This window comes from Pararhizobium capsulatum DSM 1112, from assembly GCF_030814475.1.
Classification (GTDB): domain Bacteria; phylum Pseudomonadota; class Alphaproteobacteria; order Rhizobiales; family Rhizobiaceae; genus Pararhizobium; species Pararhizobium capsulatum.
The window spans coordinates 1900168-1925827 of record NZ_JAUSVF010000001.1 but is presented as its reverse complement, the minus strand read 5'-3'; the positions used below and the strand labels follow the sequence as shown (position 1 = coordinate 1925827).

The 25660-nt window shown below is 61.1% G+C and carries 29 protein-coding genes; 11 read left to right on the top strand and 18 right to left on the bottom strand.

Annotated elements, in window-relative coordinates:
- Positions 1-396, top strand: coding sequence for an ester cyclase (locus tag QO002_RS09255; RefSeq protein ID WP_307228867.1), 396 nt, complete (start codon positions 1-3; stop codon positions 394-396).
- Positions 397-551: 155 nt separating this feature from the next.
- On the opposite strand, the gene cimA is transcribed toward QO002_RS09255, so the two are convergent.
- The 9 genes from cimA to cysS form a co-directional block, all read right to left on the bottom strand.
- Positions 552-2174, bottom strand: a complete 1623-nt coding sequence (gene cimA / locus QO002_RS09250) for a citramalate synthase (protein ID WP_307228865.1) — start codon at positions 2172-2174, stop codon at positions 552-554.
- Between the two features lie 217 nt (positions 2175-2391).
- Entirely contained in the window at positions 2392-3342 is a 951-nt protein-coding gene (gene pip, locus QO002_RS09245) for a prolyl aminopeptidase (RefSeq protein WP_307228863.1), read from the bottom strand.
- Complete coding sequence (locus tag QO002_RS09240) at positions 3339-3815, bottom strand: GFA family protein (RefSeq protein ID WP_307228861.1); 477 nt, start codon at positions 3813-3815, stop codon at positions 3339-3341. Before QO002_RS09240 ends, pip begins: the two co-directional genes overlap by 4 nt.
- Positions 3812-4312, bottom strand: coding sequence for a GFA family protein (locus tag QO002_RS09235; protein WP_307228859.1), 501 nt, complete (start codon positions 4310-4312; stop codon positions 3812-3814). The genes QO002_RS09240 and QO002_RS09235 overlap by 4 nt, the downstream gene beginning before the upstream one ends.
- The gene (locus QO002_RS09230; protein ID WP_307228857.1) at positions 4309-4800 is read right to left on the bottom strand and encodes a GFA family protein; all 492 of its coding nucleotides are present in this window, start codon (positions 4798-4800) and stop codon (positions 4309-4311) included. The genes QO002_RS09235 and QO002_RS09230 overlap by 4 nt, the downstream gene beginning before the upstream one ends.
- Before the next feature lie 13 nt (positions 4801-4813).
- Positions 4814-5197 carry a VOC family protein gene (locus QO002_RS09225; RefSeq protein WP_307228855.1) on the bottom strand — a complete coding sequence of 128 codons (384 nt, stop codon included), beginning with the start codon at positions 5195-5197 and terminating at the stop codon, positions 4814-4816.
- The gene (locus QO002_RS09220; RefSeq protein WP_307233288.1) at positions 5194-5625 is read right to left on the bottom strand and encodes a type II toxin-antitoxin system VapC family toxin; all 432 of its coding nucleotides are present in this window, start codon (positions 5623-5625) and stop codon (positions 5194-5196) included. Before QO002_RS09220 ends, QO002_RS09225 begins: the two co-directional genes overlap by 4 nt.
- 14 nt (positions 5626-5639) lie before the next feature.
- Positions 5640-5882: an antitoxin gene (locus QO002_RS09215; protein ID WP_307228853.1), complete on the bottom strand. Its 243-nt coding sequence runs from the start codon at positions 5880-5882 to the stop codon at positions 5640-5642.
- A gap of 58 nt (positions 5883-5940) precedes the next feature.
- The gene (gene cysS, locus QO002_RS09210) at positions 5941-7395 is read right to left on the bottom strand and encodes a cysteine--tRNA ligase (protein ID WP_307228851.1); all 1455 of its coding nucleotides are present in this window, start codon (positions 7393-7395) and stop codon (positions 5941-5943) included.
- A 409-nt stretch (positions 7396-7804) separates the two neighbouring features.
- Here cysS and QO002_RS09205 point away from each other — a divergent pair, with 409 nt between their 5' ends.
- Entirely contained in the window at positions 7805-7948 is a 144-nt protein-coding gene (locus QO002_RS09205; protein ID WP_307228849.1) for a hypothetical protein, read from the top strand.
- On the opposite strand, the gene QO002_RS09200 is transcribed toward QO002_RS09205, so the two are convergent.
- Complete coding sequence (locus tag QO002_RS09200; RefSeq protein ID WP_307228847.1) at positions 7945-8712, bottom strand: SOS response-associated peptidase; 768 nt, start codon at positions 8710-8712, stop codon at positions 7945-7947. The two genes, QO002_RS09205 and QO002_RS09200, sit on opposite strands and share 4 nt — an antisense overlap.
- 86 nt (positions 8713-8798) lie before the next feature.
- Between QO002_RS09200 and QO002_RS09195 the strand changes: the two genes are divergently transcribed.
- The 9 genes from QO002_RS09195 to QO002_RS09155 all read left to right on the top strand — a co-directional run bounded on the left by QO002_RS09195 (position 8799) and on the right by QO002_RS09155 (position 14878).
- Positions 8799-9212, top strand: coding sequence for an NUDIX hydrolase (locus tag QO002_RS09195; RefSeq protein ID WP_307228844.1), 414 nt, complete (start codon positions 8799-8801; stop codon positions 9210-9212).
- Between the two features lie 55 nt (positions 9213-9267).
- Positions 9268-9696 (top strand): TIGR02301 family protein, encoded by a 429-nt coding sequence (locus QO002_RS09190; protein ID WP_370878471.1) that lies wholly within the window; start codon positions 9268-9270, stop codon positions 9694-9696.
- 126 nt (positions 9697-9822) lie between these two features.
- On the top strand, positions 9823-10092 hold the full coding sequence (locus QO002_RS09185) for a hypothetical protein (RefSeq protein WP_307233283.1): 270 nt from the start codon (positions 9823-9825) through the stop codon (positions 10090-10092).
- 12 nt (positions 10093-10104) lie between these two features.
- On the top strand, positions 10105-10869 hold the full coding sequence (locus QO002_RS09180) for a hypothetical protein (RefSeq protein ID WP_307228841.1): 765 nt from the start codon (positions 10105-10107) through the stop codon (positions 10867-10869).
- Positions 10870-10957: 88 nt separating this feature from the next.
- A complete protein-coding gene (ygfZ, locus tag QO002_RS09175; RefSeq protein WP_307228839.1) occupies positions 10958-11803 on the top strand; it encodes a CAF17-like 4Fe-4S cluster assembly/insertion protein YgfZ in 846 nt (281 codons plus the stop codon).
- Positions 11800-12408, top strand: coding sequence for a YfbR-like 5'-deoxynucleotidase (locus QO002_RS09170; protein WP_307233282.1), 609 nt, complete (start codon positions 11800-11802; stop codon positions 12406-12408). The genes ygfZ and QO002_RS09170 overlap by 4 nt, the downstream gene beginning before the upstream one ends.
- 1 nt (position 12409) lies before the next feature.
- Positions 12410-12991: a tyrosine phosphatase family protein gene (locus QO002_RS09165; protein ID WP_307233280.1), complete on the top strand. Its 582-nt coding sequence runs from the start codon at positions 12410-12412 to the stop codon at positions 12989-12991.
- Positions 12981-13991: an NUDIX hydrolase gene (locus QO002_RS09160; RefSeq protein WP_307228837.1), complete on the top strand. Its 1011-nt coding sequence runs from the start codon at positions 12981-12983 to the stop codon at positions 13989-13991. Before QO002_RS09165 ends, QO002_RS09160 begins: the two co-directional genes overlap by 11 nt.
- 68 nt (positions 13992-14059) lie before the next feature.
- Positions 14060-14878, top strand: a complete 819-nt coding sequence (locus QO002_RS09155; protein WP_307228835.1) for a mechanosensitive ion channel family protein — start codon at positions 14060-14062, stop codon at positions 14876-14878.
- Between the two features lie 36 nt (positions 14879-14914).
- Here the strand turns inward: QO002_RS09155 and QO002_RS09150 are convergent, their stop codons facing one another.
- From QO002_RS09150 to QO002_RS09115, 8 genes are all read right to left on the bottom strand, one after another.
- Entirely contained in the window at positions 14915-15427 is a 513-nt protein-coding gene (locus QO002_RS09150) for a superoxide dismutase family protein (protein ID WP_307228833.1), read from the bottom strand.
- Positions 15428-15494: 67 nt separating this feature from the next.
- Positions 15495-16397, bottom strand: coding sequence for a carboxylating nicotinate-nucleotide diphosphorylase (nadC, locus tag QO002_RS09145; RefSeq protein ID WP_307233278.1), 903 nt, complete (start codon positions 16395-16397; stop codon positions 15495-15497).
- 151 nt (positions 16398-16548) lie between these two features.
- Entirely contained in the window at positions 16549-18147 is a 1599-nt protein-coding gene (locus QO002_RS09140) for an L-aspartate oxidase (protein WP_307228831.1), read from the bottom strand.
- Between the two features lie 295 nt (positions 18148-18442).
- Positions 18443-19519: a quinolinate synthase NadA gene (nadA, locus tag QO002_RS09135; protein ID WP_307228829.1), complete on the bottom strand. Its 1077-nt coding sequence runs from the start codon at positions 19517-19519 to the stop codon at positions 18443-18445.
- Positions 19520-19681: 162 nt separating this feature from the next.
- On the bottom strand, positions 19682-20923 hold the full coding sequence (locus tag QO002_RS09130) for an MFS transporter (protein WP_307228827.1): 1242 nt from the start codon (positions 20921-20923) through the stop codon (positions 19682-19684).
- A 180-nt stretch (positions 20924-21103) separates the two neighbouring features.
- Positions 21104-21949: an MOSC domain-containing protein gene (locus tag QO002_RS09125; RefSeq protein WP_307228825.1), complete on the bottom strand. Its 846-nt coding sequence runs from the start codon at positions 21947-21949 to the stop codon at positions 21104-21106.
- Between the two features lie 79 nt (positions 21950-22028).
- Entirely contained in the window at positions 22029-22685 is a 657-nt protein-coding gene (locus tag QO002_RS09120) for an HD domain-containing protein (protein ID WP_307228823.1), read from the bottom strand.
- Between the two features lie 30 nt (positions 22686-22715).
- Complete coding sequence (locus QO002_RS09115) at positions 22716-25592, bottom strand: DUF2339 domain-containing protein (protein WP_307228822.1); 2877 nt, start codon at positions 25590-25592, stop codon at positions 22716-22718.
- Positions 25593-25660 lie beyond the last annotated feature (68 nt).

Here is a 25660-nt window from a genome sequence, read left to right as displayed (position 1 = left end):
ATGCTGAAAGAAGAGCTGTCCACTCTCTACCGGGCTTACATTGACTGCCTGAACCGGCAGGAATGGGCATCTCTCGATCAATTCGTTCATGCAGACGTCAGCCATAACGGCCGCTCGATCGGACTGTCAGGCTATCGCTCGATGCTGGAGAAGGACTTCGATGAAATCCCGGATCTGCATTTTTATATCGAACTGCTGATCGTTGATCCGCCCTCGATAGCAAGCCGGCTGCTTTTCGACTGCACACCGCGTGGAAACTTTCTCGACCTTCCGGTCAGCGGCCGGAAGGTCTCCTTTGCCGAAAACGTATTCTATGGGTTTCAGGAAGGAAGAATCCGACGCGTCTCGTCGATCATCGACAAGGCGGCCATCGAAGCCCAGATTTCCGGAACTTGAGATCATCTAGAGGATGTCTGGTTTGGTTTGAACCAGAAGTCCTCTAGATTCTTTTGTTTTCGTTTGTCTTTTCGGGAAAACGGCTCCCACTTTTCACTGACAAAATCTAAGCAAAGCCCCCACCAAATCATCACGAGGGGACCCCGTCTCGATCCCTACTCCGCAGCGACCAGCCCCTGATGGTTGCGGTTCTTCAGCAGCTTATAGACGACCGAATCCATCAGCGCCTGGAACGAGGCATCGATGATGTTGTCGGAGACGCCGACCGTCCACCAGCGAGCGCCGGTGCCATCGACGGATTCAATCAGGACGCGGGTGATGGCCTCCGTGCCGCCGTTGAGGATACGGACCTTGTAGTCCACCAGTTCCAGATCCTCTATTTCCGACTGGTACTTGCCGAGATCCTTGCGCAAGGCCAGATCGAGCGCGTTGACAGGGCCGTGGCCTTCGGCGACCGACATCGTGCTCTCCCCTTCGATCGATACGCGCACCACGGCTTCAGACACCGTCTTCAGATTGCCATTGGCATCGAAGCGGCGCTCGACCATCACGCGGAAGCTCTCGACACGGAAGAAATCCGGGACGGAACTCAACGTCCGCTGGGCGAGGATGGCGAAGCTCGCATCCGCCCCCTCGTAAGCGTAGCCGGTTGCCTCACGCTCCTTGACGATGGCGATCAGCTTGTCGAGTTTCGGATCATCCTTGGAAAGCGTGATGCCGCGCCGTTTCAGGGCGTTGATGAAATTGGCCTTGCCGCCCTGGTCGGACACCATGACCTTGCGCAGGTTGCCGACGCTTTCCGGCGTCACATGCTCATAGGTACGCGGGTCCTTGAGGAGAGCGGACGCATGGATGCCGGCCTTGGTGGCGAAGGCGGAGGCGCCGACATAGGGCATCTGGTGATCCGGCGAGCGGTTGAGCAACTCGTCGAAGGCGTGGGAAAGCTGCGTCAACTCCTGCAGCTTTTCCGCGTCTATGCCGGTTTCAAAGCGGGTGGAGTAGGTCTCCTTCAGCGCCAGTGTCGGGATGAGTGTTATCAGGTTGGCGTTACCGCAGCGCTCGCCGATGCCGTTCAGCGTGCCCTGGATCTGGCGCACGCCTGCCTCAACCGCGGCCAAAGAATTGGCGACGGCCTGGCCGGTGTCGTTATGGGCATGGATACCGAGATGGCTGCCTGGCACGCCCGCGGCGATGACAGAGGAAACAATGTCGCGGATTTCCGGGGGCTGGGTGCCGCCATTGGTGTCACAGAGCACGACCCAGCGGGCGCCGGCTTCATAGGCCGTCGTGGCGCAGGCGAGCGCGTATTCGGGGTTGGCCTTGTAGCCGTCGAAGAAATGCTCGCAGTCGATCATCGCCTCCCGGCCGCTCTTGACCACAGCCTGGACGGATTCCCGGATCGCAACCAGATTTTCCTCGTTGGAACAGCCGAGCGCGACCTTCACATGATAGTCCCAACTCTTGGCAACAAGACAGATAGCGTCGCTGTTGGCCTGAAGCAGGGCGTTGAGGCCGGGATCGTTGGAGGCCGAAACGCCGGCCCGCTTCGTCATGCCGAAGGCGACAAAATGGGCTCGGTTCGTGCGGCGCTTCTTGAAGAATTCGGTATCGGTCGGGTTTGCGCCGGGATAGCCGCCCTCGACATAATCGACGCCGAAATCATCCAGCAGTGTTGCAATCGCAATCTTGTCCTCGACGGAAAAATCGATGCCGGGGGTCTGCTGACCGTCACGGAGCGTGGTGTCGAAGAGGTAGATGCGTTCAAGAGCCGATTTCATGGTGTTCCCTCCAAGGAACTTTGTACTTCAAAAATTGCCCCTCACCCTAGCCCTCTCCCGCCTGCGGGGAGAGGGAACGATCGGGGTTGCCGCCTGCTTCCGCGACCACATTCAATTGGACGACAGATATCGCCGCTTGTCCCTTCTCCCCGCATGCGGGGAGAAGGTGGCCGCCCCTTTGGTCTGAAAGAGGGGTCGGATGAGGGGCTGTTGCCCTCTACTTCCCCGCAAACCGGTCCGTCGCGCGGATCAGCCTATCCAGAATACCAGGCTCGGAAAATGCGTGCCCCGCCCCTTCGATCAGATGGAAATCCGCTTCCGGCCAGGCCTTATGCAGCGCCCAGGCGTATCTGGCGGGGCACGGCATGTCGTAGCGGCCATGGATGATGGTGCCGGGGATGCCGTGGAGCTTGTGGGCGTCGCGCAGCAGCTGTCCTTCATCCATCCAGCCGGCGTTGACGAAGAAGTGGTTTTCGATGCGGGAAAAGGCGTAGGCGAATTCGTCTTCCTCGAACTTGTCGCTGGTGGACGGCTCGGGAAGCAGCGTGATGGTTTCACCTTCCCAGATGCTCCAGGTCTTCGCAGCGGCAAGACGGGTCGCCTTGTCGTCGCTAGTCAGGCGGCGATGATAGGCGTGCATCATCTCGTGACGCTCATCCTCCGGGATCGGCGCGATGAAACGCTCCCATTTGTCCGGGAACATCTCGGAGACGCCGAACTGGTAGTACCAGTCGAGTTCCGCCTTGGTCAGCGTGTAGATGCCGCGCAGGACGAGTTCCGAGACATGCTCGGGGTGCTTTTCGGCATAGGCGAGCGCCAGCGTCGAGCCCCAGGAACCGCCGAAGACCAGCCATTTATCAACGCCGGCCATCTCGCGAAGACGCTCGATATCGGCAACGAGATGCCAGGTCGTGTTCGCCTCGAGTTCGCCGTGCGGCGTCGATTTTCCGCATCCGCGCTGGTCGAACAGGGTGACGTCGTAGAGTGCCGGATCGAACAGGCGGCGGTGGCTTGGCGAGATGGTGCCGCCGGGGCCGCCGTGCAGGAACACGGCTGGCTTGGCGCCGGGCGTTCCTGCCCGCTCCCAATAGATGACGTGGCCATCGCCGACATCGAGGCGGCCGGAGGCATAGGGTTCGATTTCGGGGTAAAGGGCGCGCAGTGTCATAGGTTCAAGCCATGTTGTGGCCAATCGGCCGTGTCGTGATCGGGATGCTGGAAGGAGACAATGTGCTCCTGCCGGGAATAATAGTCCGGGTCGTTGTGAACCGGCTGGTCGAAGATCGTGGTGACCCAGGGAATGCGGGCGGCATAGTTGACCTGGATCTGCGGCGCGAGATCGGAGCGGTCGTCGAAGGCGCCGATGGCGATCTCCAGCCCGCCGGGATGACGATAGGTCAGCGGCGTGCCGCACGAGGCGCAGAAGCCACGGGAAATGTTGATCGAGGACTGGAAGTAATTCGGCTCGTTGCGCGTCCACTCGACCTCGCCTTCCGGCGCCGTCACCAGCGGGCCGAAGAAGCCGCCGAACGCCTTCTGGCACATGCGGCAATGGCAGATGGACGGGCGGCCGAGCTGGCCCTTGATGCGGAAACGGACGGCGCCGCACTGGCAGCCTCCGGTGCGTTCGGTGTCTGTCATCGATCATCCTCCAGGGGCCAGTGAACAGTGTCGTAGTCGGGATGCTGGTTGTTCGATTCGAGGATCGCGATATGGCGCTCGACGGAGGCCTTGCCATCCGCATCGGTCTCCTTCCCCGGCGGGCGCGGCAATTGCGAAAACCAAGGCATGCGCGATTCGGTGCCGGATTGTCCGACAGGGCGCACGTCATCGGGATCGTCAAGCGAGCCGAGCACGATGTTGATGAAATCCTCGCCCGGCATGTCGTAGAACAGTGGCGTACCGCATTTTTTGCAGAATCCACGACGCACCAGATGGGACGACTGGAACCAGGACGGCTTGCCGCGCGTCAGCGAAAATGTCGTGCGGGCAGCATTGGCGAGCGGCATGAAATAATTGCCGGCCGCCTTCTGGCACATGCGGCAATGGCAGAGATGCGGATCGGCAAGCGTGCCTTCGGCGCGGTAACGAACCGCGCCGCACTGGCATCCACCCGTATAGATCCGCGAGATGCTCATGACAGCGCCTCCGGCGGCCATTCGGCCGTGTCATGGTCGGGGTGTTGATAAGAGACCAGAGAGGAGAGATAGGGTGCGCCCTCCAGATCGTCTTCCGTATTCTGGGCGGGCAGAGCGTGCAGCCTATCGACGAAATCGATCTTTGCTTCGACGCCGAACTGCACCGTTGGCGGAGCCAGCGATGGGTCGTCAAAGGCACCCAAGGCGAGTGCCACACCGTCCGGCGCCTCGAACGTCAGCGGTGTGCCGCAATCGGCACAGAAGCCGCGCAGAACAAAATTGGACGAACGGAACCGCTTCGGTTCTCCCCGCGTCCAGACGAGTTCGGCGCCACGCGTGGAAACAAGCGGTGCGTAATAGGCGCCAAAGGCCTTCTGGCACATGCGACAGTGGCAGATCGACGCTTCGCCCAACTGTCCGGCGACACGGAACCGCACGGCCCCACACTGGCAGCCACCGGTATAGCAGGGCGTTTCGTCTGGGCTCATGGCAGCACCCTTCCTATTCCGGCCTGTGGCAGACGGCTTCGATATTGTTGCCGTCCGGATCGAAGACAAAGGCACCGTAGTAGTTGAGATGGTAATGGGGTCGGAGGCCCGGCGCGCCATTGTCACGACCGCCGGCCGCCATGGCCGCCGCATAGAAGGCATCGACCATCGCGCGGTTGGAGGCTGTGAAGGCTATATGGCGACCGGGACCGGGCTCTCCACCTTCCCGCAGCCAGTAGCTCGGATGATCACGGCCGTAGCCGACGACATTCAGGCCGCCGGTATATTCCTTCGGCACCGTCATCATCAGCGAGGCGCCGAGCGCACCCATGGTCGCGTCATAGAAGTTCTTTGCCTTATCAAAGTCGGCAACGGCAATGCCCGTATGATCGATCATTTCAAGTCCTCCTCAGGAACTTTGATGCCCGTGGCATCATCGGCCAGCCAATTCTCTATTTTGAGATTTTCCACCCGTGAAAATTCACGCGTGTTGTTCGTGACGAGTGTCAGGCCCAGAGACAATGCGTGAGCCGCGATGAAGAGATCGGCCCAACCGATCGGCTGCCCTTGCCGCTCAAGGTCGTTACGGATCATGCCGTAGCTTCGGGACGCCTGATCGTCATAGGGAAGCACAGGTATGCGGGACAAGGTCTGCTCGACGCGCTCTGTGAGGCGGGGCGAGACCTTCTTGCGGATGCCATAGCGCATTTCCGAAGCAACAATTGCGCTGATGCAGATCACGCCGTCGTTGAAGCGCTCCATGTAACGCCTCGTCCTGCCGAACGGATCCTTGATGGCGTCCGACAGAATGTTGGTGTCGAGCATGTAGACAAGACTGCTCAAAGCTCGAAATCCTTCGGCGGAGGTCCCCTCTCGTCAAGCTCGGGAAACTCCTCGTCCAGCGGCTCCAACGACTGCAGCCATTCGAGCAAATTCGTCTTTTGCACGGCAGGCTCGATGATCAGACGATCGCCTTCGCGGCGCATGATGGCTTCGTCGCCCGGCAGTTCGAACTCGACCGGGATACGCACGGCCTGGTTCCGGCCATTACGAAAAAGTTTCACATGCCGCTCGGCGCCCATAGTCATCTCCCAGACATATGCCTAAGCATATGCCGACAACGGACTCTAAACAAGTCGATCATCGCTTCACCTCCCAGGTGGTTATGCGCTCGCCGGTCGCGGGGTCCTTGCCGTCCTTGAGCTGGATGCCCTGAGCCACGAGCTGGTCCCGAATTTTGTCGGCCTCGGCAAAATTCTTGGCTTTCAGCATTTCGAGACGCATGGCCACCAGGGCGTCAATTGCCGCCTTGATATCGTCCTGGAGAGCCGGCTCATCCTTGCGCCACGCGGTCGACGGGAACCAGAGGCCAAGGAATTTAAGACTTGCCGCAAGACCTTCGGTAAAATCCTCCGACTCTTTCGTGAGGACGTGCAACCGCGCCACGACCTTCGACATATCGAGGTCATCGCAAAGAGCGACGAGGATCTCGTCATCCAGCTCCACCTTTATCGCCGGATCGTGCTGTTCCGCGACTATATTCCAACGCTTCAGGATGCGCTCCGCCTCCTCAAGCCGTTTGACCGAAAAGTCGATCGGCTCGCGATAGTGCGTCATCAGCATGGCCAGCCGCAGCACCTCGCCCGGCCATTTGCGGCCGCCGAAGACGTCGCTGTGCAGGAGGTCCACGATGGTGACGAAGTTGCCTTCCGACTTCGACATCTTGCGGCCTTCGACCTGCAGGAAGCCGTTGTGCATCCAGACATTGGCCATGACATCCGTGCCGTGGGCGCAGCGCGACTGGGCGATCTCGTTCTCATGATGCGGGAAGATGAGGTCGAGCCCGCCGCCATGGATATCGAAGACATCGCCGAGGTAGCGACCACTCATGGCCGAGCACTCGATATGCCAGCCCGGACGGCCGAAGATCGGTTGCTTGACACCTTCGACGGTGAACTCGGCGGCCCAGCCCGGCTCGTTCCCGGCCGATTCTTTCCAGAGGACGAAATCGGCGGGATTGTGCTTGTGGGCCTCGACGGCCACGCGGGCGCCCGCCTGCTGGTCTTCCAGCTTGCGCTTGGAGAGCGCGCCATAATCCGCCATCGAGCCGGTCGAAAACAGCACTTCCTTGCCCTCGGAGCCGGTCGCGACATAGGCATGGCCCTTGTCGATCAACTTCTGGATGATATCGACCATCTGCACGATGTTTTCCGTCGCACGCGGCTGGACGTCGGGGTCAACACAGCCGAGCGCCTTTGAATCCTCGATAAACTGCGTCTCGGTCTTCTCGGTAACACGCCGGATGGCGTCGTTCAGCGGAAGACCGGGAAAGTCGCGCAGGGCACGCGCGTTGATCTTGTCGTCAACGTCGGTGATGTTGCGGACATAGGTGACGTGATCCTTGCCATAGATATGGCGAAGCAAGCGGTTCAGCACATCGAAGACGATGACCGGACGGGCATTGCCGATATGGGCGAAATCGTAGACGGTCGGGCCGCAGACATACATACGCACATTCTGGTCGTCGATCGGCGTAAAATCCGCCTTCTCGCGCGTGAGCGTATTGTACAATTTCAGCGTCGGCTTTCCGGCCATTCCAAGTCTCCCATGTGCATGCTGCAAGGTACGCGTTCGCTCGCGCTGGCCTTCGCGTTGTCATCTTGGATTTCAGGAGACGAAAACGGACGGGCCAGCTGGGGAGCTAGCGAATAATAATCCCGCAGAGAATGCAGATAACCGTTTTCATGGGCAGCTTTATCGCGCCTGAAAGGCATTCGGTCAAGAGGTCAGGCCAGCTCAAGCATCATATGGTGGATTGACTTCCAATTCGTCATCGTTTTGTCATGATTGGAACGGCAAAGGGCGCCGCACCAACTGAGGAATCGGGCCTGCGGGGACACGCACAAAGTAGCCTGTTTCCTTTGAAACAATAAGGACGGCGCATCCGTGGGAAACATGGAGCGAGACGTTCGGGACTAGGGACATATCTCAAGGAGAGTTTGAAATGACCGTAAAGAAGAGCGACAAGGCGGAAAAACGCCCGACCGCCAATCTTGTCGAACAGTACCGCCCTCTCGGCCTCAAGGCCGTTCTGGCGGCAGCCCTTCAGCTGAAGCCCAAGCCGAAGAAGAAGCCGCAGACGGTTTAAAACAGCGAGAGCTGATCGCTCGGTTTCGGTAACGGTTTTGGCGGCTCCTTGAGCCGCTGCCTGGGCTCAACGGGTGTCTGGAGGTCCGGCCCCATGTTGGCAACCTTGTTCACCCGATCCGAAACGGCGATCGCCTCGAAATAATCGTCCTCGATGGGGTGCATGAGATCGGCAACATGTCGAGGCTCCTGCGTCTTGCAGTCCAGCCAACGGGAAAAATCCTCCGGCTTGATGACGACGGGCATGCGATCGTGGATAGGCGCGATCGCGGCATTGGCCGCGACTGTCAGGATCGCGCCCGTATCGACTTCCGAACCATCTGCCGAAGACCAGGTTTCCATCAGGCCGGCAAAGGCGACGATGCCGCCATTTTTCGGCCGGATCCAGTAAGCCTGGGATGGCTCGCCGGTCTCCTTGGCGGGGCGATGCCACTCGTAGAAGCCCGATGCCGGGATGAGGACACGGCGATGGCGCATGGCCGTCTTGAACGAAGCCTTGCCGGCGGCTGTTTCCGAGCGGGCATTGATCAGCAGTGGAAAATCTCTGGGATCCTTGACCCAGGACGGCGTCAGACCCCAACGCACGAGGATTGCTTTCCGGTCCGGCAGGTTGATGCCAGGGTTCTGGCGGTCTCCCGTCATGACGACGAGGATCGGTTGCGTCGGCGCAATGTTGTAGCGCGCCGGAAAATCCTCTGCCTCCATGAGAGCAAAGAACTCGGCGAGATCCTTGGCCGCGGCCGTCAGTGAAAACCGTCCACACATGGCATTCAGATGGCACTTCACCTATGCTGGGTCAATGTCTTCGCCAATTGGCGGGCGATTCTTCCGGTTGCATATCGAGTTTGTCCATGCTCCAGCTTGCCTCTTCAGCCATTCTCGAACGCGATGGCCGCTACCTGCTCGTGCGGCGCGCCAATCCGCCCTCGGCCGACATGTATGCTTTTCCCGGTGGGCGGGCGGAGCCGGGTGAAACACCCGCGGAGACGGCGCTGCGAGAATTCCAAGAGGAAACCGGCATTGAAGCGCGCAATGCAACCCTGTTTGCCACCTACGATCTGCCGCCACGCGAGGCTGACCGTCCCGATACCCGCCATTTTTTCCTTTCGGTATTCAGGGTTGAAGCTGATTCGCAGACGATCGCGGTCGCCGGCGACGACGCGCTTTCGCTCGGCTGGTTCACCGCCGCTGAAATCACGGCGCTACCCGCACCAGACAGCGTGCGCGATTGCATCGAGAAGCTGGAGCGAGCGGCAACGCGATGAGGGGTTTTGCTATCTATGACTTGCCGGACGAGGCGATTCGGAGTTTCCACAGGCCATGAACTCATCTTTCGCCGTCGCCATACGTCAACTGCTGGTAGCCAGCCTCGTTTTTCACCCTATGTCTGCGCATGCGCAGGAGGCCGCGGCGCCCGCGCAACCGACAGAGGCTGTGGAAAAACCCGCGCCCTATGACGGCAGGCTGCTCAGGCTCTCGGAAATCCTCGGATCCGTCCACTATCTGCGGGTGTTGTGCAAAGCGACCGCTCCCGACGACTGGCGCCAGACCATGCAGGACCTCCTGGACAAGGAGGCCAGCGGCGAAGCGGCGCGGCGCGCGCGCATGACGGCTGCTTTCAACCGTGGGTACAGGACATTCGCCTCTGTCTACACCGCCTGCACGCCCGCGGCAGTGCTCGCAGACACCCGCTACCGTGCCGAAGGTGCAACACTTGCGTCAGAAATAGTCGCCCGCTTTGGAAATTAAGGATTAATTAACCTCTTTATCGATGACCCCGTGTCGTTTTGGGAAAAGGCTGCTAAGGTCGTTAAGAGAGTGGTAAGAAGTGGTTTCGAGATGAGTGTCGGAACCGGTAAAGAGCGTAAGATCTGCATGGAACGTATGATGGAACCAAGTCTTAACGACATCGACGACATGATCGTTCACGAGAAGATGCAGGCAGCGCTCGAACACCAGAACGAAGCTTGGGCTGACGGTATGGCCGATGGCATCGAGCCCGAAATCATCGCCGATGCGGCGATTGCACTTGCGATGCGCGAAACCATTCGCCTCCATGGAGAAGATGGTGCAGAAGCAATGCTCACCTCCCTGCGCGAGCGCATGCTTGCCGGCGAGTTTTCTCCGGAACGGATCCTGCAGTAAGTCGAGGCAGACATGAAACGCCAGACCACGGCAAACCGGCCCCTAGCGGCAGGTCTTAGCGCCCTTTTGCTGGCGACCGTCGCTCTGGTGCCTTTCTTCCCGAGCAGCCCTGCCTTTGCCCTCAGCGAACTGAAGCGCGTTCCCGGTGACGCGCAGGATGTGGAGCCGGTCCCCGGCGAAACGCAGGATGAGCCTCCCGCGGCAGACCCTGAACAGGGCGTCGCACCGCTGCAGATCCCGATGCCCGATCCGCTGGTCCAAAAACCCACCACCGACACCAAGGACGATGCGCTCGATGATGAACCTCCGGCCGCGCCTGTAGAGGTGCTGTCGGACGTTTCCAAGATCCCCGCGCCGGTAGCCCGGATGCGCGAACTGATTGTCGAGGCCGCCGCTTCCGGCGATATCGAACGCCTTCGCCCCCTGCTCGGCAAGGGGCCGACCCAGACCCAGGTCGGCGACGGGCAGGACGATCCCATCGCGACCCTGAAAGGGCTTTCGGGAGACGGCGAAGGCGTGGAAATCCTCGCCATCCTTCTCGACCTGCTTTCGACAGGTTTCGTCAATATCGACAAGGGAACGCCGGACGAGATGTATGTCTGGCCCTATTTCGCCGAAAAGCCTCTTGATTCACTCACCCCGCCGGAAAAGGTGGATCTGTTCCGGCTGGTCACAGCCGGCGACTATGCCGGTATGGAAGAGTTTGGTGGCTATAATTTCTACCGAATCGGCATCACGCCCGATGGCCAGTGGAAGTTTTTTACCGGCGGCGATTGAGGCTGTCGTCATTACGGCAAGACAAGACACTTGCCGCGGGACGCGCGGCGTCTTACCTGTTTGATCCCGTCAGAAGGATAAACAGTCCATGCAGCCTCTCGCCCTTTCCGATCGCGCCGTCATCTCCATCTCGGGCAAGGATGCCGAGGATCTGCTGCAGAGCCTGATCACCACCGATCTACAGCAACTGGCCGATGATGAAGCCCGGCCGGGCGCGCTGCTGACACCGCAGGGAAAGATCTTTTTCGACTTCGTTGTAACGCGCCACGGCGACGGCCTGCGACTGGAAACCGGCGTCGAGCAGGCGGAAGCACTGCTGAAGCGACTGACCATGTACAAGCTGCGCGCGGCCGTGACGCTTTCGCTGCAATCGCCCGCCCCGGTCTGGCTCTCCCACGAGGCGCAAGCTGGCGGCGGATACCGCGATGGGCGATTCGCCAAGGCGGGAACACAACTTTATCGCCATTACAGCGAAGCGCCCGAAGCGACCGGGCAAACGGACGCCTACAACGACCTGCGCATTGCCTCCGGCATCGCCATTTCCGGCGCGGACTATCCGCTGCAGGATGCCTTTCCCCATGACGTGCTGCTCGATCTCAACGGCGGGCTTTCCTTCAAGAAGGGATGCTATGTCGGCCAGGAAGTGGTCTCGCGCATGCAGCATCGGGGAACGGCACGGCGGCGCGTGGTGATCGTGGCGGGAGACGAAGCACTGCCGGAAACCGGCACGCCGATCACCGTCAATGACCGGCCGATTGGCACACTCGGCAGCGTTTCCGGCAAAAACGGCCTTGCGATCGTGCGCATCGACAAGGCGGGCGAAGCGATTGCCGAAGGCCGGCCGATCCTGTGCGGTCCTGTCGCCGTTTCGCTGACATTGCCGGAATGGACAGGCCTTGCCTTCCCGAGCGCTTCGGACGAGGCGAGCGCCTGATGTCTGCGCGGGCATGGCAACGCATGCTTTCGGGACGACGGCTTGATCTGCTCGACCCCTCGCCGCTTGATGTCGAACTGGTGGATATTGCCCATGGGCTTGCCCGAGTCGCGCGCTGGAACGGCCAGACCGATGGCGAGCATGCTTTCTCCGTCGCCCAGCACAGCCTCGTGGTGGAAGAAATCTTTCGCCGGCAGAACAATTGCAGCCCGGAAGACTGCCAGATGGCGCTGCTGCACGACGCGGCCGAATATGTGATCGGAGACATGATCTCGCCCTTCAAGGCCGTGGTCGGCGGCGGTTACAAGACGGTGGAGGCACGACTGGAAAGCGCCATTCACTTGCGCTTCGGACTGCCAGCCATCACAGCGCCTGAGCTTAAGGACAGGATCAAGAAAGCCGACCAGATCGCTGCCTATTTCGAGGCCACGTTGCTTGCCGGTTTTTCACTCCCCGAAGCTCGAAAATTCTTCGGGCAGCCGCGCGGCATCACCCGCGAGATGATCCCGATCGTTCCGGTGCCGGCGATGGAGGCCCAGCGGCTGTTTGCAGCGCGTTTTGCCGAGATCGAAGCCGAGCGGGCGACCATTGGCGTTGTTTCCTGAGATGCCGGTCATCGTCGTTTCACCTTTGGAGAGAATCGCCGAGATGGCCGTTCGTCACGGCTGTCGAGAGATGTTGAGCCTTGTGGCCAAGGAGCAGAGCTTTCACCGCCCCGCTGTCATCCACGCCGAGCGCCATCTGCTTTTGGGCATGAACGACATCACCTTTGCCGGCACGGGCGGACTGGTAGCCCCTGGCGAAGAGCATGTGGCCGAGATCATCGATTTCGCCCGCGGCTGGGATCGGAGCGCCCCCTTGCTCGTTCACTGCTGGATGGGTGTTTCACGCTCGCCTGCCGCTGCGCTGGTTGCGGCGCTTGCGGCCGAGCCCGATCAGGACGACGCGGAGCTAGCATTACGCCTACGGGTAGCCTCCCCCTATGCGACACCGAATGCAAGGATCGTGGAAATCGGCGACCGCCTGCTTTCGCGAAAAGGCCGGCTTGCCGCTGCGGTCAAGGCCATCGGTCGCGGCAAGGATACGGACGGCAATGTGCCCTTCGTCTTTTCTCCCTTGGCGGATGGGTTGCCACATGAAGAGCGGCTTGCTCCCTCTTCGCCTGAGGATCGCACGGATGGCAGCTGACAACCATCCTGGCACGATCGAGATCGGTCTCAATGCGGCGATCGTTGCAGTGGCTAATCGCACGCCTCTTATTCTCGCCGTAATCGAGGAGGCGACGCGTGACAGCCAAGATGATGCGCGAGACGCCCTGCCCTTCGGACCTTTCGATCCCGCACTCCACCGCACTTTCGAAACCAGCCTTCGCGCCCGCGTCGAACAGCAGACGGCGCTTGATCTCGGCTATATCGAGCAGCTCTACACCTTTGGCGATCGCGGCCGGCAGCGGCTTCCCGGCGAAATCGCCACGCATATGGTCTCCGTCGGATATCTCGCCCTTACCCGCACAGACGCCGAAAACAATGCCCGGCTCGCCGACGCGGGCGCGCACTGGCGCGACTGGTATGCCTATCTGCCCTGGGAAGATTGGCGGCAAGGCAGGCCGGCTGTGCTTGACAAGGTGATTCTCCCGGCGCTTGCGCAATGGGAGGCCCGTGGCAGCACCGATGACGGCGTCGGCCTGCCGCAAAGGCGAACCCGCATCCGCCTCGCGTTCGGGCTTGGCGATTTCCCCTGGGACGAGGAGCGGGTGCTGGAGCGATATGAACTTCTTTACGAGGCGGGCCTCGTGGCAGAGGCACTGGCCGACGGTCACACCGATGATCGCAAGCTTCCGACCGCTGGCCGCCCCTCGCCCGTGGGTCTTGCCATGCGCCACGACCATCGCCGCATCGCGGCAACCGCCATTGCCCGGCTTCGCGGCAAGATCAAATACCGGCCGGTGATCTTTGAGTTGATGCCGCCGGAGTTCACACTCACGGACCTGCAGGCGACCGTCGAGGCGATCTCAGGGCGGCATCTGCACAAGCAGAATTTCCGTCGGCTGGTCGAAGGCGCAGAGCTCGTCGAGCCGACGGGCATTATGTCGGCAGCGACGGGCGGCAGGCCGGCAGCTCTCTTCCGCTTCCGCCGCCAGATTTTGGGCGAACGACCTGCTCCCGGCCTGAAACTCGGCGGCCGCTGACAACTTTCGGGGTTGATCCCTGCTCCACCTCCCTGACCTTCAGGACGGCAGCAAGGACGGAAGACAGCGTGGAACAGCAGGCAACCGACGTAATCATCGCCACCAGAACGGCACTTAGTCAGGCAAGCGCACTGGCGGTGCAATATTCCTTCTCGGTCATCGGCGCCGTCCTGCTGCTCCTTCTCGGCTGGGCGATCTCGCGCCTCCTGCACAACTGGGCCTGTTCCGGCCTTTCGTGCATCAAGGGGATTGACGAGACGCTTGCGCGTTTCTTCTCGAGCATCATCCGCTATGTCGTTCTGATCCTCGTCTTCATCACCGTGCTCGGACAGTTCGGTGTTCAGACGGCATCGATCATCGCGGCCCTCGGCGCCATCGGCCTGGCTCTTCAAGGCACGCTGCAGAATATCGCCGCCGGCATCATGCTGCTGGTGCTGAGGCCCTTTCGCGTTGGCGAGTCTATCGAGACGCCCGCAGTCAGCGGCACGGTGACCGAGGTCGGCCTGTTTGCCACCGAATTGCGCACCGCCGACGGCCTCTACCGACTGGCACCGAACTCGATCCTGTGGAATGTGCCGGTCACGAACTACAGCCGCGAGCGGGTGCGTCGGCACGATCTGGCGGTCGTGGTGGGCAACAGCGTCGATATGGAGGCGGCCAAGGCACAGCTGATCGAAATGGCCAACGCCGACCAACGGGTCGAACAGACGCCCCCGCCATCGGCGTTCATTTCGGAGCTTGGCACGGATACGACAACCCTGACATTGCGCTATTGGGTGCCGACGGGCAACTGGTGGGCAACGACGCGCGACATGCTGGAGCGGACCAGGCGGACCTTCTATACGGTCGTGCCGGACAATGCCGCGCCGCTCGAAGAACTCGTCTGAGTAGCGCAGATCAGGGGACGGTTGGCCGCGGCGGGCTTACTTGATCGGCGCACAGGCAAGCCGCTCTCCGGCATCGCCGGACGGCTGGCTGCGGTTGTCGTCGGACTTGGCGTGGACTATCAAGGCTCGGCCGCGGATACCGATCTTCTCGTCGTCAAGCTGCACGAAACTGTTGAACACCTGCGCCCGCATCACGCCGTCCGCACCGACATACTGATTGGGCATATCTCCAGCGTGAGGACCATTGGCGGCGAGAAAGCCGTGTTCGGTCTTGCCGGGATTGAAGTGGCCGCCGGCCGATTCGTGACCATGCGCTGCATCGCATTCGCCGGTTTCATGGATATGGAAGGCAACCCAGGTACCGGGCGGCAGGCCGGTAACTTCGGCTTCGATCAGCACGCCGTCCTTGCCGGCCGTCAGGGCCGCACGTCCTGCCTCCTTGCCATCCTTGCCGACAAAATTGGCTGCAGCCGTCTGTGAGGATTGCTGTGCCGCGGCCGGAAAACCGCAACATGCCGCAAATAGTATCGTCGCAAGAATTCTGTTCACCGGGTCTTCCTCCAGAGTTGAGCATTCAAGAGCCCAACGCATGGAGGAACACCCGGTTCCGGCAAGATCAGGAGATGACGATGTCCAGGCCGATATCCAGCGTCGGCGCAGCCATGGTGATCTTCGACGTGGATATGTAATCGACGCCGGTCTCGGCGATGGCGCGGATCGTACTGATATTGACGTTACCAGAGGCTTCGAGCTTGGTGCGGCGCGGATCGGCGGCATAGGCTTGTGTGTCGAGCGACCAGTGCGCCGCGTTGATGTCAACCGCTTCGCGCAGCAGGTTCGGTCCCATATTGTCGAGCAGGATGACGTCGGGGCTCGCGGTCAGCACCTCGCGCATCTGCTCCAGCCCATCCACCTCGATCTCGATCCTGACGAGATGGCCGCAATAGGCACGCGCCGCTTCCACTGCGCTCGCCACGCCGCCTGCAACGGCGATATGGTTGTCCTTGATCAGCACGGCATCGTCGAGGCCGTAGCGGTGGTTCGAGCCGCCACCGAGCCGCACGGCATATTTTTCCAGCCCGCGCAGGCCGGGGATGGTCTTGCGCGTGCAGCAGACGCGGGCACGGGTATGGGCGATCTCCGCGACGAAGGAGGCCGTGTAGCTTGCAACGCCACTGAGATGCATCATGAAATTCAGGCCGACACGCTCAGCCGAGAGCAGGCCGCGGGCCGGACCGTTGATACGGGCAAGCACCGTTCCCGGCGAAACCCGGTCGCCATCGGCAACCATCGCCTCGAAACGGATCGTCGGATCAACGAGGCGGAATGCGGTTCTCGCCAGTTCCAGGCCGACGATGATGCCCGCTTCACGCGATGTCATCTCGGCCGCCGCCGTCAAATGGGGGGCGATGGTCGCATAGGTGGTGATATCGCCAGCGCGGCCGAGATCCTCCAGAAGTGCAAGACGAACCTGCTCCTCGACCATGAGGGCCGGCAGTTCGGGGCGAAGCGGTGTCACTGTCATGGTCATATCTCTGTTGGTTCCAGAAAAGGCGGCCCTGGAGGATGTCTGGTTCAGAATGAGCCAGACATCCTCTCGATTCTTTTGTTTCCGTTTGTCTTTTCGGGAAAACCGGTTTCCACTTTTCCCTGACAAACTCCAGGAAGCTTTAGGCCAGCTCCCGTTCCGCGACCTCCGCGATGACGCTTTCGGCATCGGAAAGTGTCAGGAAAGTGCGATGCTTCCATTCGGCCCTCTGCTCGGGCCAGTCAGAGCGATAATGCCCGCCCCGGCTTTCCATTCGCTGCAGGGCGGCGGCGGTCATCAGCTTTGCCGTGGCGAGGATATTGGTGAAGCGCAGGCGGCTGTTTTCCCGTTCCAGCGCCGCGATCTCGCGGATAGCCCGCATCAGCCCTTCCCGACTGCGGATCACGCCGACATGCTCGCTCATCACACGCCGCAGCCGCATCAAGGCCGGGCTATCCTCGATGGTGACGGGGTCGTCGTTTTCGCCGGCGTTGCCGCCCCAGTCGGTGATCATCGGCTCCGGCAACATGCCCTTGATGTTCTCGGCAATGCGCGCGGCAAAGACCACGGCTTCGAGAAGCGAATTGGAGGCAAGCCGGTTGGCACCGTGGACGCCGGTGGAGGTCACCTCGCCTGCCGCCCAGAGCCCGTCGATCGAGGTGCGCCCCGAGGCATCGGTCAGGACGCCGCCCATATGATAGTGCACCGCCGGCACCACCGGGATCGGTTGCGTTACGGGATCGATACCGGCTGACATGCAGGAGGCATAAACCGTTGGAAACATTTCGGGAAAATGCGCGCCGACCGCCTTTGTGCAATCCAGAAAGGCGCCGCGCCCGGCCTGGACCTCGGCAAAGACGCCGCGGGAGACAATGTCTCGGGGCGCCAGCTCACCATCCGGATGGATATCGAGCATGAAACGCTGCCCGGCAGAATTGATCAGATGCGCCCCGTCACCGCGCAGAGCTTCGGTTGCCAGTGGCGCCGGATCGCGGCCGATGTTGATGGCGGTCGGGTGAAACTGTACGAATTCGGGATCAGCGATGATGGCGCCGGCGCGCGCCGCCATGCCGACGCCCTGCCCGCAGGCTTCAGTCGGGTTGGTTGTCACCGAGAAGAGATGTCCGACGCCGCCCGAGCACAGCACGACCGCACGGGCGGGGAACGACACGCGCTTCTTCGACTGGCCGGCATCCGGCCTTGCGATGACACCGGCGATGAAGCGGCCTTCGCGCACGAGGTCTTCGACGACGTAACCTTCGAGCACCCGGATCGACGGCGTCTTGCGTACGGCAGCGATGAGGGCCTCCATGATTGCCTTGCCGGCCATGTCGCCCTTGACGCGAACGATGCGGCGCTCGGAATGGGCGGCTTCCCGTGAGAGTACGAGCTTGCCTTCGAGGTCGCGATCGAAGGGCACGCCGTATTCAAGCAGGTCATGGATGCGCGCCGGGCCTTCTGCGACCATCATGCGTGTCATCTTCTCATCGACGATGCCCGCACCAGCAACCAGCGTATCGGTGACATGCTTGTCGACCGTATCGCCGGGGCTCATCGCAGCCGCGATGCCGCCCTGCGCCCACGCAGACGATGCTCCATGACCGATCGGCGCGGCGGCAAGGATGGTGACAGGGCGCGGAGCAAGCTTCAGGGCGCAAAACAGGCCAGCGAGGCCGCCGCCGACGATGACGATATCGTCAATGCCGTTGAAGGATTGCGGGCGGAAATTGTCGGTCAGCATGGCATTGCCTTCCGCCTACCCAAGAGAATCTCGACTTCAATGGAAACGGTCGTCGTTGGGGCGAAGAGAACCGAAGCGATCTCCCTCTTCTCCCAAACGGGGAGAAGTGCCGAGCGCATGCGAGGCGATGAGGGGGTCTTTGCCGCACATTCTGAGCCACCGGTCCCCCTCATCCGGCGCTGCGCGCCACCTTCTCCCCGCTGGAGAGAAGAGGGAGCAAGTGGGGCGCTCCGAGCACAATATCCAGCACGTGTCATTGTTCCTCCCGAACAACTTTTCGACCGCAAAGGCGATACTACTGCTTCAAGTTTACCATCCGCTCGACGGCAAGGCGGGCGCGGTCGGCGATGGCCGGGTCGACGAGCACCTCCTCCGTCATGAACAACAGGCTGTCGAGGATCTTCGGCAGCGTGATGCGCTTCATGTGCGGACAGAGATTGCACGGCTTGACGAACTCTACCCCTTCGATCTCCGCCTGGATGTTGGAGGCCATAGAGCATTCGGTGACGAGCAGCACGCGCGGCGGCCGCTTGTCCTTGACGTAGTTGATCATGCCGGCGGTGGAGCCGGCGAAATCGCAGACGGCGATCACGTCCGGGTGGCATTCGGGATGGCCGATGATCTCGATGCCGGGATTGGCATCCTTGTAAGCGAGCAATTCGGCAGCCGTGAAGCGCTCATGCACTTCGCAGTGGCCCTTCCAGGTCAGGATTTTCTTGTTGGTCTGCTTGGCGACGTTCATCGCCAGATACTCGTCGGGGATGCAAAGAACGGTATCGCTCTCAAGGCTTTCGACGACGGCGAGCACGTTGGACGAGGTGCAGCAGATATCGGTCTCCGCCTTCACATCGGCCGACGTGTTGACGTAGGTGACGACAGGCACGCCTGGGTAGCGTTGCTTCAGCAAACGCACGTCGGCACCGGTGATCGACTCCGACAGCGAGCAGCCAGCCTTCGCATCCGGGATCAGGATGGTCTTTTCGGGGTTGAGCAGCTTGGAGGTCTCGGCCATGAAATGCACGCCGCACTGCACAATGATCTCGGCATCGACCTTGGTGGCATCACGCGCCAGTTGCAGTGAATCGCCTACGATATCGGCGACGCAATGGAAGATATCCGGCGTCTGGTAGTTGTGGGCGAGGATGACGGCGTTGCGCTCCCTCTTCAGCCGGTTGATGGCGGCGACGTAGGGCGCATAAACCGGCCATTCGAAGGCTGGGATGAAATCCTTGACGCGCTGGTAGAGATGTTCCGTCTCGGCAGCGATGGCTGGCGTGAAGCTCAGGTCCGGCCGCTCGATGATGCCGAAGCGCTCGGCCGCGGTGATCGGCTTCAAAGTGCCGGTGCCGCTGATGTTTTCGACGACGCTCATCGCTCCCACTTTCTTCCGCCCCTCCGGCGGAGATCTATTTTGCTCAAATTGAGCATAATAGGACCAAAAGAAAACCGGCGCTGCCGGTGATGTCGATTTAGAAAGTTTTGTGACGGTTTTCAAGATCGCCTCCCGAATTTTCATCGGGAGGCAAATTTGCGATCAGGCCATGGCCGGACGGACGACCGCCTTTTCCTGGATCGGCCAGTGGACGATGGCGGCGAAGATGCCAAGCGCCACGCCCAGCCACCAGACCGGATCGTACGAGCCGAAGTGATCGTAGAGATAACCGCCCATCCAGACACCAAGGAAGGAGCCGATCTGGTGCGACAGGAAAACGATGCCGCCGAGCAGGCCGAGATGGCGGGTGCCGAACATGATGGCGACCAGCGCATTGGTCGGCGGCACCGTGGAGAGCCAGAGCAGCCCCATGACGATGGCGAAAATGATGACCGACAGCGGCGACTGCGGCAGGAGCAGGAAGGCGGCGACCGCAATCGAACGGCCGATATAGATCAGCGACAGGAAATAGGGCTTGGAATATTTCTGCGAGATCACGCCTGACGAGAGCGAACCGATGATGTTGAAGAAGCCGATCAACGCCAGCGCAATCACAGCGTAACGGGCATCGATGCCGATATCCCCGATATAGGCCGGGAAATGGGCAGTGATGAAGGCGACCTGATAACCGCAGACGAAGAAGCCTGAGACGAGCAAGAGATAGCTCTTGTGGCTCAGCGCCTCCTTCAGCGCCTCGCCGATCGACTGCTTGTACTGCACTTCCTTCTGCGAACCGGAAGAAGCATTGCCGCGCAGCGGAATGGCGACCAGCGGCACCAGAAGCATCAGCACGCCGAGATAGACGAGGCTATCCTGCCAGCCATAGGTGGAAATCAAGGCCTGGCTGAGCGGCGCAAACAGGAACATGCCGGCGGAGCCCGCGGCCGTGCCGATGCCGAAGGCCATGGAGCGTTGCTGCGGCGTGACGTTGCGGGCGAAGGCCGAGAGGATGATGCCGAAGGAACCGGAACCGACAGCGAGCCCGACAAGCACACCACCGCCGATATGCAGCCAGATCGGCGCGGTGGCAAAGGCCATCATAACGAGACCGCAGGCGTAGAGAATGCCGGACATGGCGAGCACACGCCAGGTACCGTATTTGTCGGCGATGGCGCCGAAGAAGGGCTGTCCGAGACCCCAACACAGGTTCTGCAGCGCCATGGCAAGGCCGAAGGTGGTGCGGTCCCAGCCGGTGTCGGCAAGCATCGGCAGCTGGAAGAAGCCCATCGCCGAGCGCGGGCCGAATGTGAGCATCGCGACGATGGAGCCGGAGACGATGATCAGCCAGGGCATCGTCGCGCGATCGACGCTCGCTGGCGTGGTGGATGAGGATACAGCCGACATGAAAAGTCTCCGGATCGATCGGGCACCCGATCCGGGCACTCGTCACTGACATGAGGCGGCAGATTACGCCGTCAAGCAGAGGCTAAAAAGCGAAATTAAATGACCGTTGGATCAAGGCAATTGATCGATTGCCGCGATTCCGGGTGTGGCCACAACTGGACAGGCGCTTTCTCTGGATGATCAAGCGCGAATTTTCATCGGCCAGCGCTCTTCCCGATGCTTCAGAATTTTCACCTCCGCACCGAGCCCGAGCTTGCCTGTTGTGCGCGGCACGGCGTTCCAGCCGAAGAGCACGCCCGGCACGCGACGGTCAGCCGACATGCGCTTCTCGGCCAGTCCCTGGATGGGGTTACCGCCGATGCGCTCGCCGGTCATCTGGTCCTGCGTCGTCATGATGCAGCGGGCACAGGGCTTGACGAGATCGAAGACGATGCCGCCGATTTCGACGCTTTCCCAGAAATCCTCTTCCCACGGCTCGTCATTGTCGACGAGGATGTTGGTGCGGAAGCGATCCATGCCGACCGGCTCCTGCCCCTTGGATATCAGCGTGACGTTGAGATCGGCAAGCGACGCCATGGTGGTGATCAGCACGGGAAATCCGTCCGAAAAACCGACCGGGGCGGCCTCGCCGGCCCATTCCTCCCCCGCTGCACGGTTTGCCTGCGCATCCATGAAAACGAGCCTCACCGGGCGTCCGAACCAGCCCGAAAGTGTCGTATTGACATGATCGGCTGCAACGGCAGCATTGACGTCGCTCGACCAGACGCGAACATCCAGGCGTTTGGTCGGATCGAAGATGGCAGTAAGCTTGTGGCCGTTCATGGCGAGGGCAACGCCGCCGGGGACATGGCTTGCCTCGACCTGCGCCAGGCTCTGCAACTCGCGCTGCGTGATGAAACCGCCATCGGGATCGGTAAGCATGAAGCGACGATCGCCACGCAAACCGTCGATATCGATATCGACGCTCGTCTGGGGGATCGCCCTGCCGCTCTTCAGTGGGTGAATGTTCAATCCGATGACCTTCATGATGCACCCTGTCGGTTCGCATTTCGATTCAAGGCCTTGTCCGACTGATTCCGCCGATGGCCGCAATTGCTTGTAATGGCTATATTTCTTCCAGCATCATCGCAAGCACCTGGGCAAGCTTTGCCTGACGCTTCTCGGCCATGCGCCGCCCCGCCGTCGTCTGGAAACCATCCGTCAGGCGAAAGAGCTTGGTTTCGAAATGATCGATTGCATAGGCCTTGTCGTCAAGCGGGCGGTTGTTTGCCAGCGGATCGAGCGGATCATAGAGGGCACTGCCCATCCGCCCGGCGATATAGAAGCAGCGCGCGGCGCCGACCATGCCGATCGCATCCAGTCTATCGGCATCCTGAAGGATCTTCGCCTCGAGCGTTTCGGGCATGATGTCGGCGGAGAAGCTGTGCGTGAGGATCGCATGGCCAACACCGCCTATATCCCACACGCACCAACCCAGGTCAGCAAGGAGACCGGATGCCTTTTCCGCTGCCAGGCGCGAAGCCTGAGACCTCAGTGGAGAATTCTTTTCCACCGAAACGCAATCATGCAGCAGAACGGCAGCGGCAAGCAAACGCAGATCGCCGCCCTCCTTTTCCTGTATCGCACAGGCATTTTTCCAGACCCGGAGCAAATGGGCGACATCATGGGAGCCGTCATCGCTGGATACGGCATGGGGCAAGAGGCGTGTTGCGAGATCTTCAAAAGGCGCAAAAGTGGCGGCAAGCTGTGCTGAGACTGTCATTGGCAATCCGGAAAGAGAAACAATAGCGGCTTAGGTGCCTGTTGCCGGTTCCGGAGCCGTTGGCATCTCGACCGACGGTAACGCCCTGCTCGACAATATCCGCTGATAGAAAAGGCCGATGCCAATTAGCACCGTACCAAGACCGATAAATGACAAGGCGCGCAGGAAACCCTCCAGATTGGCCATGTCGATAAGAAACACCTTGAGCACCGCGATGAAGACCAGCACGGCGGACGTGATGCGCAAGCTCTTGGCATCAAAGCGCGAACCCACGGCCAGCAGGATCACGCCCAGAAGCAGCCACACGACGGAATAGGTATAGGTCTCGCCCGGGATAAACCCGTTCCAGCTGGCGATGGCGTCGCCCTGCCAGAAACGGCGGACAGAAAGCGTTGCCCAGGCGAAGATCATGATGGCCGCCGATATGGCCAGCGCGATCACATAGGGCATGGGGCGGCGCGTGCGGGCATAGCGGGCAAGCACGCCGTAACCGATGCCCGGCAGGAGATAGCCGATCATCAGGAGATCGACGACCGGGAACCGGCCCAGACGCTCGCCGGAAAAATATGGGTTAAGTGCAAAAAGATGCGCCGACAGCACGGAAAGCATCGACCAGACGCCGATGACCATGCCGCCGTAGCGGAAAATCGGACTGGGTGAGCGTAAATCGAGCGCCATGAATATGCCCGACGCGCCGATCGCCAGCAGGGTATATAGCGACTGCTCGGCAAGGGTGGGAACCGCACTGTCGAGAACGCCATCGTTCATCGCATGGCGTATCAGGATAGCGGCGGTCAGCAGAACAAAGAGACTTGCCATTGCCTGCAGAAGATTGCGTATCCGAATGCCCTGCCAGTTGCGCATTTCCCAGGCGCACAGCGCCAATAGGAGTGCTGGAATGCCATAACCGGCGAGCAGCGCATTGAACACCGGCGTGCGACCGAGCGCATCGGCACCGACAATCGTGGGGTCCCAGACAATGCGTGCAAGAACGACGAGCGCGGCGCCGACCATCATCCATGGCAAGGCCTGCCATTGGCGCAAGCGTGTTGCCGCGACATAGGCCGTCCCGAGAAGCGCGATCAGTATGGTGGTCGCCAAGCCGTCAGTCAGCGCGTGCAAAGCGATGACGAACTGGGCCAGCGATCCGGCAAGGAGGAAGGCTTGCGGCAGTGCAACGTCCTGCCCCGTCTCCTCCCGGCGCGAGAGCCATTCCGCAAGTGCAATGAGAATAACACCGAGCAACGCGGCAACACCGCCGTGGAGAGGATCGAATAAGAGATTGCCGGTCATCACGAAGGACGTCGCCACTAGCGCTGCTGGAACGCCCCCGCCGATTGCGGCCCATATTTCAGCGAGCGCAATCTGGGTGCGGCTTCGCAGGTGGAGACCGGCGGCAGCGAAAACGACAAAGGCGAAAGCCAGAGCGAGCGCAGCAGGACGCGCGGCGAATTCGTTGACGGGCAAAGTCGCAACAACTCCGTTCAGGCCCGAGTCGATAAGCGCCACCATCTCGCCAAGCGCCAGCACATTTCCCAGACCAAGCACGGCGGCAATGGCAGCGCCCATCGCTGCGTAGATCGCATTCGCCCTGAAGGCGCCGAGGCAGGCCAGCGCCACGATGGCGATTACAAAGCCAAGCACTCCTTTGTCGGAAGCGGAAAAGACGGGACTGACAAGACCGAGCGCTATCAACCCGCCACTGACGGCTGCCGTGATGGCAATGGCGGCAAAGGGTGGCTGCAGCGCAGCCTGCCATGGGCTGTATGCCGGAGACGGAACCTCCTCCCTGGGGCCGCTGGTGTCATCTTCGCCGGCCTCCTCAGCAACCGGCTGCGCAGTCGCTGGCACCCCCTCCGAAAGCGGCTCACCGGCCGGCCAGACCAACCCGACACCAGCAACCATGACCAGAACGATGAAAGCGACCGGCATCGCCTCGAAGGGGGGAGAGGATGCGATATAGACAAGCGACCAGAGGCAGAGCCCGATATTGGCGAGCGACGGCACGACGGCCCAGCGCCGAAGGCGTGCCGCAAGGAATGTCGCCAGCCAGGCGACGGCCAGATAGCCGAACAAGACCCAAGGCTGTGGACTTTCCGAAGAGATCAGACCCGGCGTCATCATGGAGGCGAAGAGTCCGAGACCGGCCAGTGCCTGTCCGTGGCGCAGCGAGAGAGCCACCGTTGCGAGCGAAACCAACCCCAGCAGGATAAAGGCCAAACCGGCACCCATGAAGCCATAGATGCCATAGGCGGCATAGACGACGCCAAAGAGCGTCACGGCGCCGGCGGCGGTGAGGATACCGGGGATCATCGCATTGTTGAACTGATCGGTATTGAAGCCACCGACGGTGGTCGGCAGCGCCCGCCGGCGAATGAATTCGCCAGCGCCCACCAGCAGGAGACCGAAGACTGTCGCCAGGCAAAGACGTACGGCCGGGCTGAGCAAGCCCGCCTCGATCGAATAACGCACCATGAAGACGCCGCCCAACGCCAGGGCGACACCGCCGACCCAGACGGCCCAGCGGGCACCGAGCCGGCTTTCCAGACTTTCCTTCGGGCGCGACGCGACGGTATCGGCTGTCTTTTCCTCCGGCGCCTTGCCCCAAGGCTCGCCACTAGACACGCGCTCGACCTTTTCCTGCCGGGAAAGCTCTTGCGATGAAGCTGTCTGCGCAAGGGGCTCCGTGGAGGGCGCCTCCTGAGAGGAGCCATCGGTTGCATCGCTGTTTTCGAGGACAGTGTCGCTAACCTGAACGGGCGCGGCCACAACGCCGGTTGCCTCAAGACGCTTCAATTCCGCCCTGATGGCTTCGAGTTCCGTCTCCAGCCGCTCAGCCGTGCGGCGACCGTTCATCAGCGCCATGATGGCGATGACGAAACCGACAAGGGCGACGATCTCGATCATGAATATCCCCCAAACTTGCCGACCACGCCAAGCGCGATCCTGTTGTTCTTTGACGTATTGGCCCCATG

Excerpts from the sequence above, each read along its gene's own strand:
- QO002_RS09255 (WP_307228867.1), top strand. The coding sequence starts at position 1 with ATGCTGAAAGAAGAGCTGTCCACTCTCTACCGGGCTTACATTGACTGC.
- cimA (WP_307228865.1), bottom strand. The coding sequence starts at position 2,174 with ATGAAATCGGCTCTTGAACGCATCTACCTCTTCGACACCACGCTCCGT.
- pip (WP_307228863.1), bottom strand. The coding sequence starts at position 3,342 with ATGACACTGCGCGCCCTTTACCCCGAAATCGAACCCTATGCCTCCGGC.
- QO002_RS09240 (WP_307228861.1), bottom strand. The coding sequence starts at position 3,815 with ATGACAGACACCGAACGCACCGGAGGCTGCCAGTGCGGCGCCGTCCGT.
- QO002_RS09235 (WP_307228859.1), bottom strand. The coding sequence starts at position 4,312 with ATGAGCATCTCGCGGATCTATACGGGTGGATGCCAGTGCGGCGCGGTT.
- QO002_RS09230 (WP_307228857.1), bottom strand. The coding sequence starts at position 4,800 with ATGAGCCCAGACGAAACGCCCTGCTATACCGGTGGCTGCCAGTGTGGG.
- QO002_RS09225 (WP_307228855.1), bottom strand. The coding sequence starts at position 5,197 with ATGATCGATCATACGGGCATTGCCGTTGCCGACTTTGATAAGGCAAAG.
- QO002_RS09220 (WP_307233288.1), bottom strand. The coding sequence starts at position 5,625 with ATGCTCGACACCAACATTCTGTCGGACGCCATCAAGGATCCGTTCGGC.
- QO002_RS09215 (WP_307228853.1), bottom strand. The coding sequence starts at position 5,882 with ATGGGCGCCGAGCGGCATGTGAAACTTTTTCGTAATGGCCGGAACCAG.
- cysS (WP_307228851.1), bottom strand. The coding sequence starts at position 7,395 with ATGGCCGGAAAGCCGACGCTGAAATTGTACAATACGCTCACGCGCGAG.
- QO002_RS09205 (WP_307228849.1), top strand. The coding sequence starts at position 7,805 with ATGACCGTAAAGAAGAGCGACAAGGCGGAAAAACGCCCGACCGCCAAT.
- QO002_RS09200 (WP_307228847.1), bottom strand. The coding sequence starts at position 8,712 with ATGTGTGGACGGTTTTCACTGACGGCCGCGGCCAAGGATCTCGCCGAG.
- QO002_RS09195 (WP_307228844.1), top strand. The coding sequence starts at position 8,799 with ATGCTCCAGCTTGCCTCTTCAGCCATTCTCGAACGCGATGGCCGCTAC.
- QO002_RS09190 (WP_370878471.1), top strand. The coding sequence starts at position 9,268 with ATGAACTCATCTTTCGCCGTCGCCATACGTCAACTGCTGGTAGCCAGC.
- QO002_RS09185 (WP_307233283.1), top strand. The coding sequence starts at position 9,823 with ATGGAACGTATGATGGAACCAAGTCTTAACGACATCGACGACATGATC.
- QO002_RS09180 (WP_307228841.1), top strand. The coding sequence starts at position 10,105 with ATGAAACGCCAGACCACGGCAAACCGGCCCCTAGCGGCAGGTCTTAGC.
- ygfZ (WP_307228839.1), top strand. The coding sequence starts at position 10,958 with ATGCAGCCTCTCGCCCTTTCCGATCGCGCCGTCATCTCCATCTCGGGC.
- QO002_RS09165 (WP_307233280.1), top strand. The coding sequence starts at position 12,410 with ATGCCGGTCATCGTCGTTTCACCTTTGGAGAGAATCGCCGAGATGGCC.
- QO002_RS09160 (WP_307228837.1), top strand. The coding sequence starts at position 12,981 with ATGGCAGCTGACAACCATCCTGGCACGATCGAGATCGGTCTCAATGCG.
- QO002_RS09140 (WP_307228831.1), bottom strand. The coding sequence starts at position 18,147 with ATGCTGACCGACAATTTCCGCCCGCAATCCTTCAACGGCATTGACGAT.
- nadA (WP_307228829.1), bottom strand. The coding sequence starts at position 19,519 with ATGAGCGTCGTCGAAAACATCAGCGGCACCGGCACTTTGAAGCCGATC.
- QO002_RS09130 (WP_307228827.1), bottom strand. The coding sequence starts at position 20,923 with ATGTCGGCTGTATCCTCATCCACCACGCCAGCGAGCGTCGATCGCGCG.
- QO002_RS09125 (WP_307228825.1), bottom strand. The coding sequence starts at position 21,949 with ATGAAGGTCATCGGATTGAACATTCACCCACTGAAGAGCGGCAGGGCG.
- QO002_RS09120 (WP_307228823.1), bottom strand. The coding sequence starts at position 22,685 with ATGACAGTCTCAGCACAGCTTGCCGCCACTTTTGCGCCTTTTGAAGAT.
- QO002_RS09115 (WP_307228822.1), bottom strand. The coding sequence starts at position 25,592 with ATGATCGAGATCGTCGCCCTTGTCGGTTTCGTCATCGCCATCATGGCG.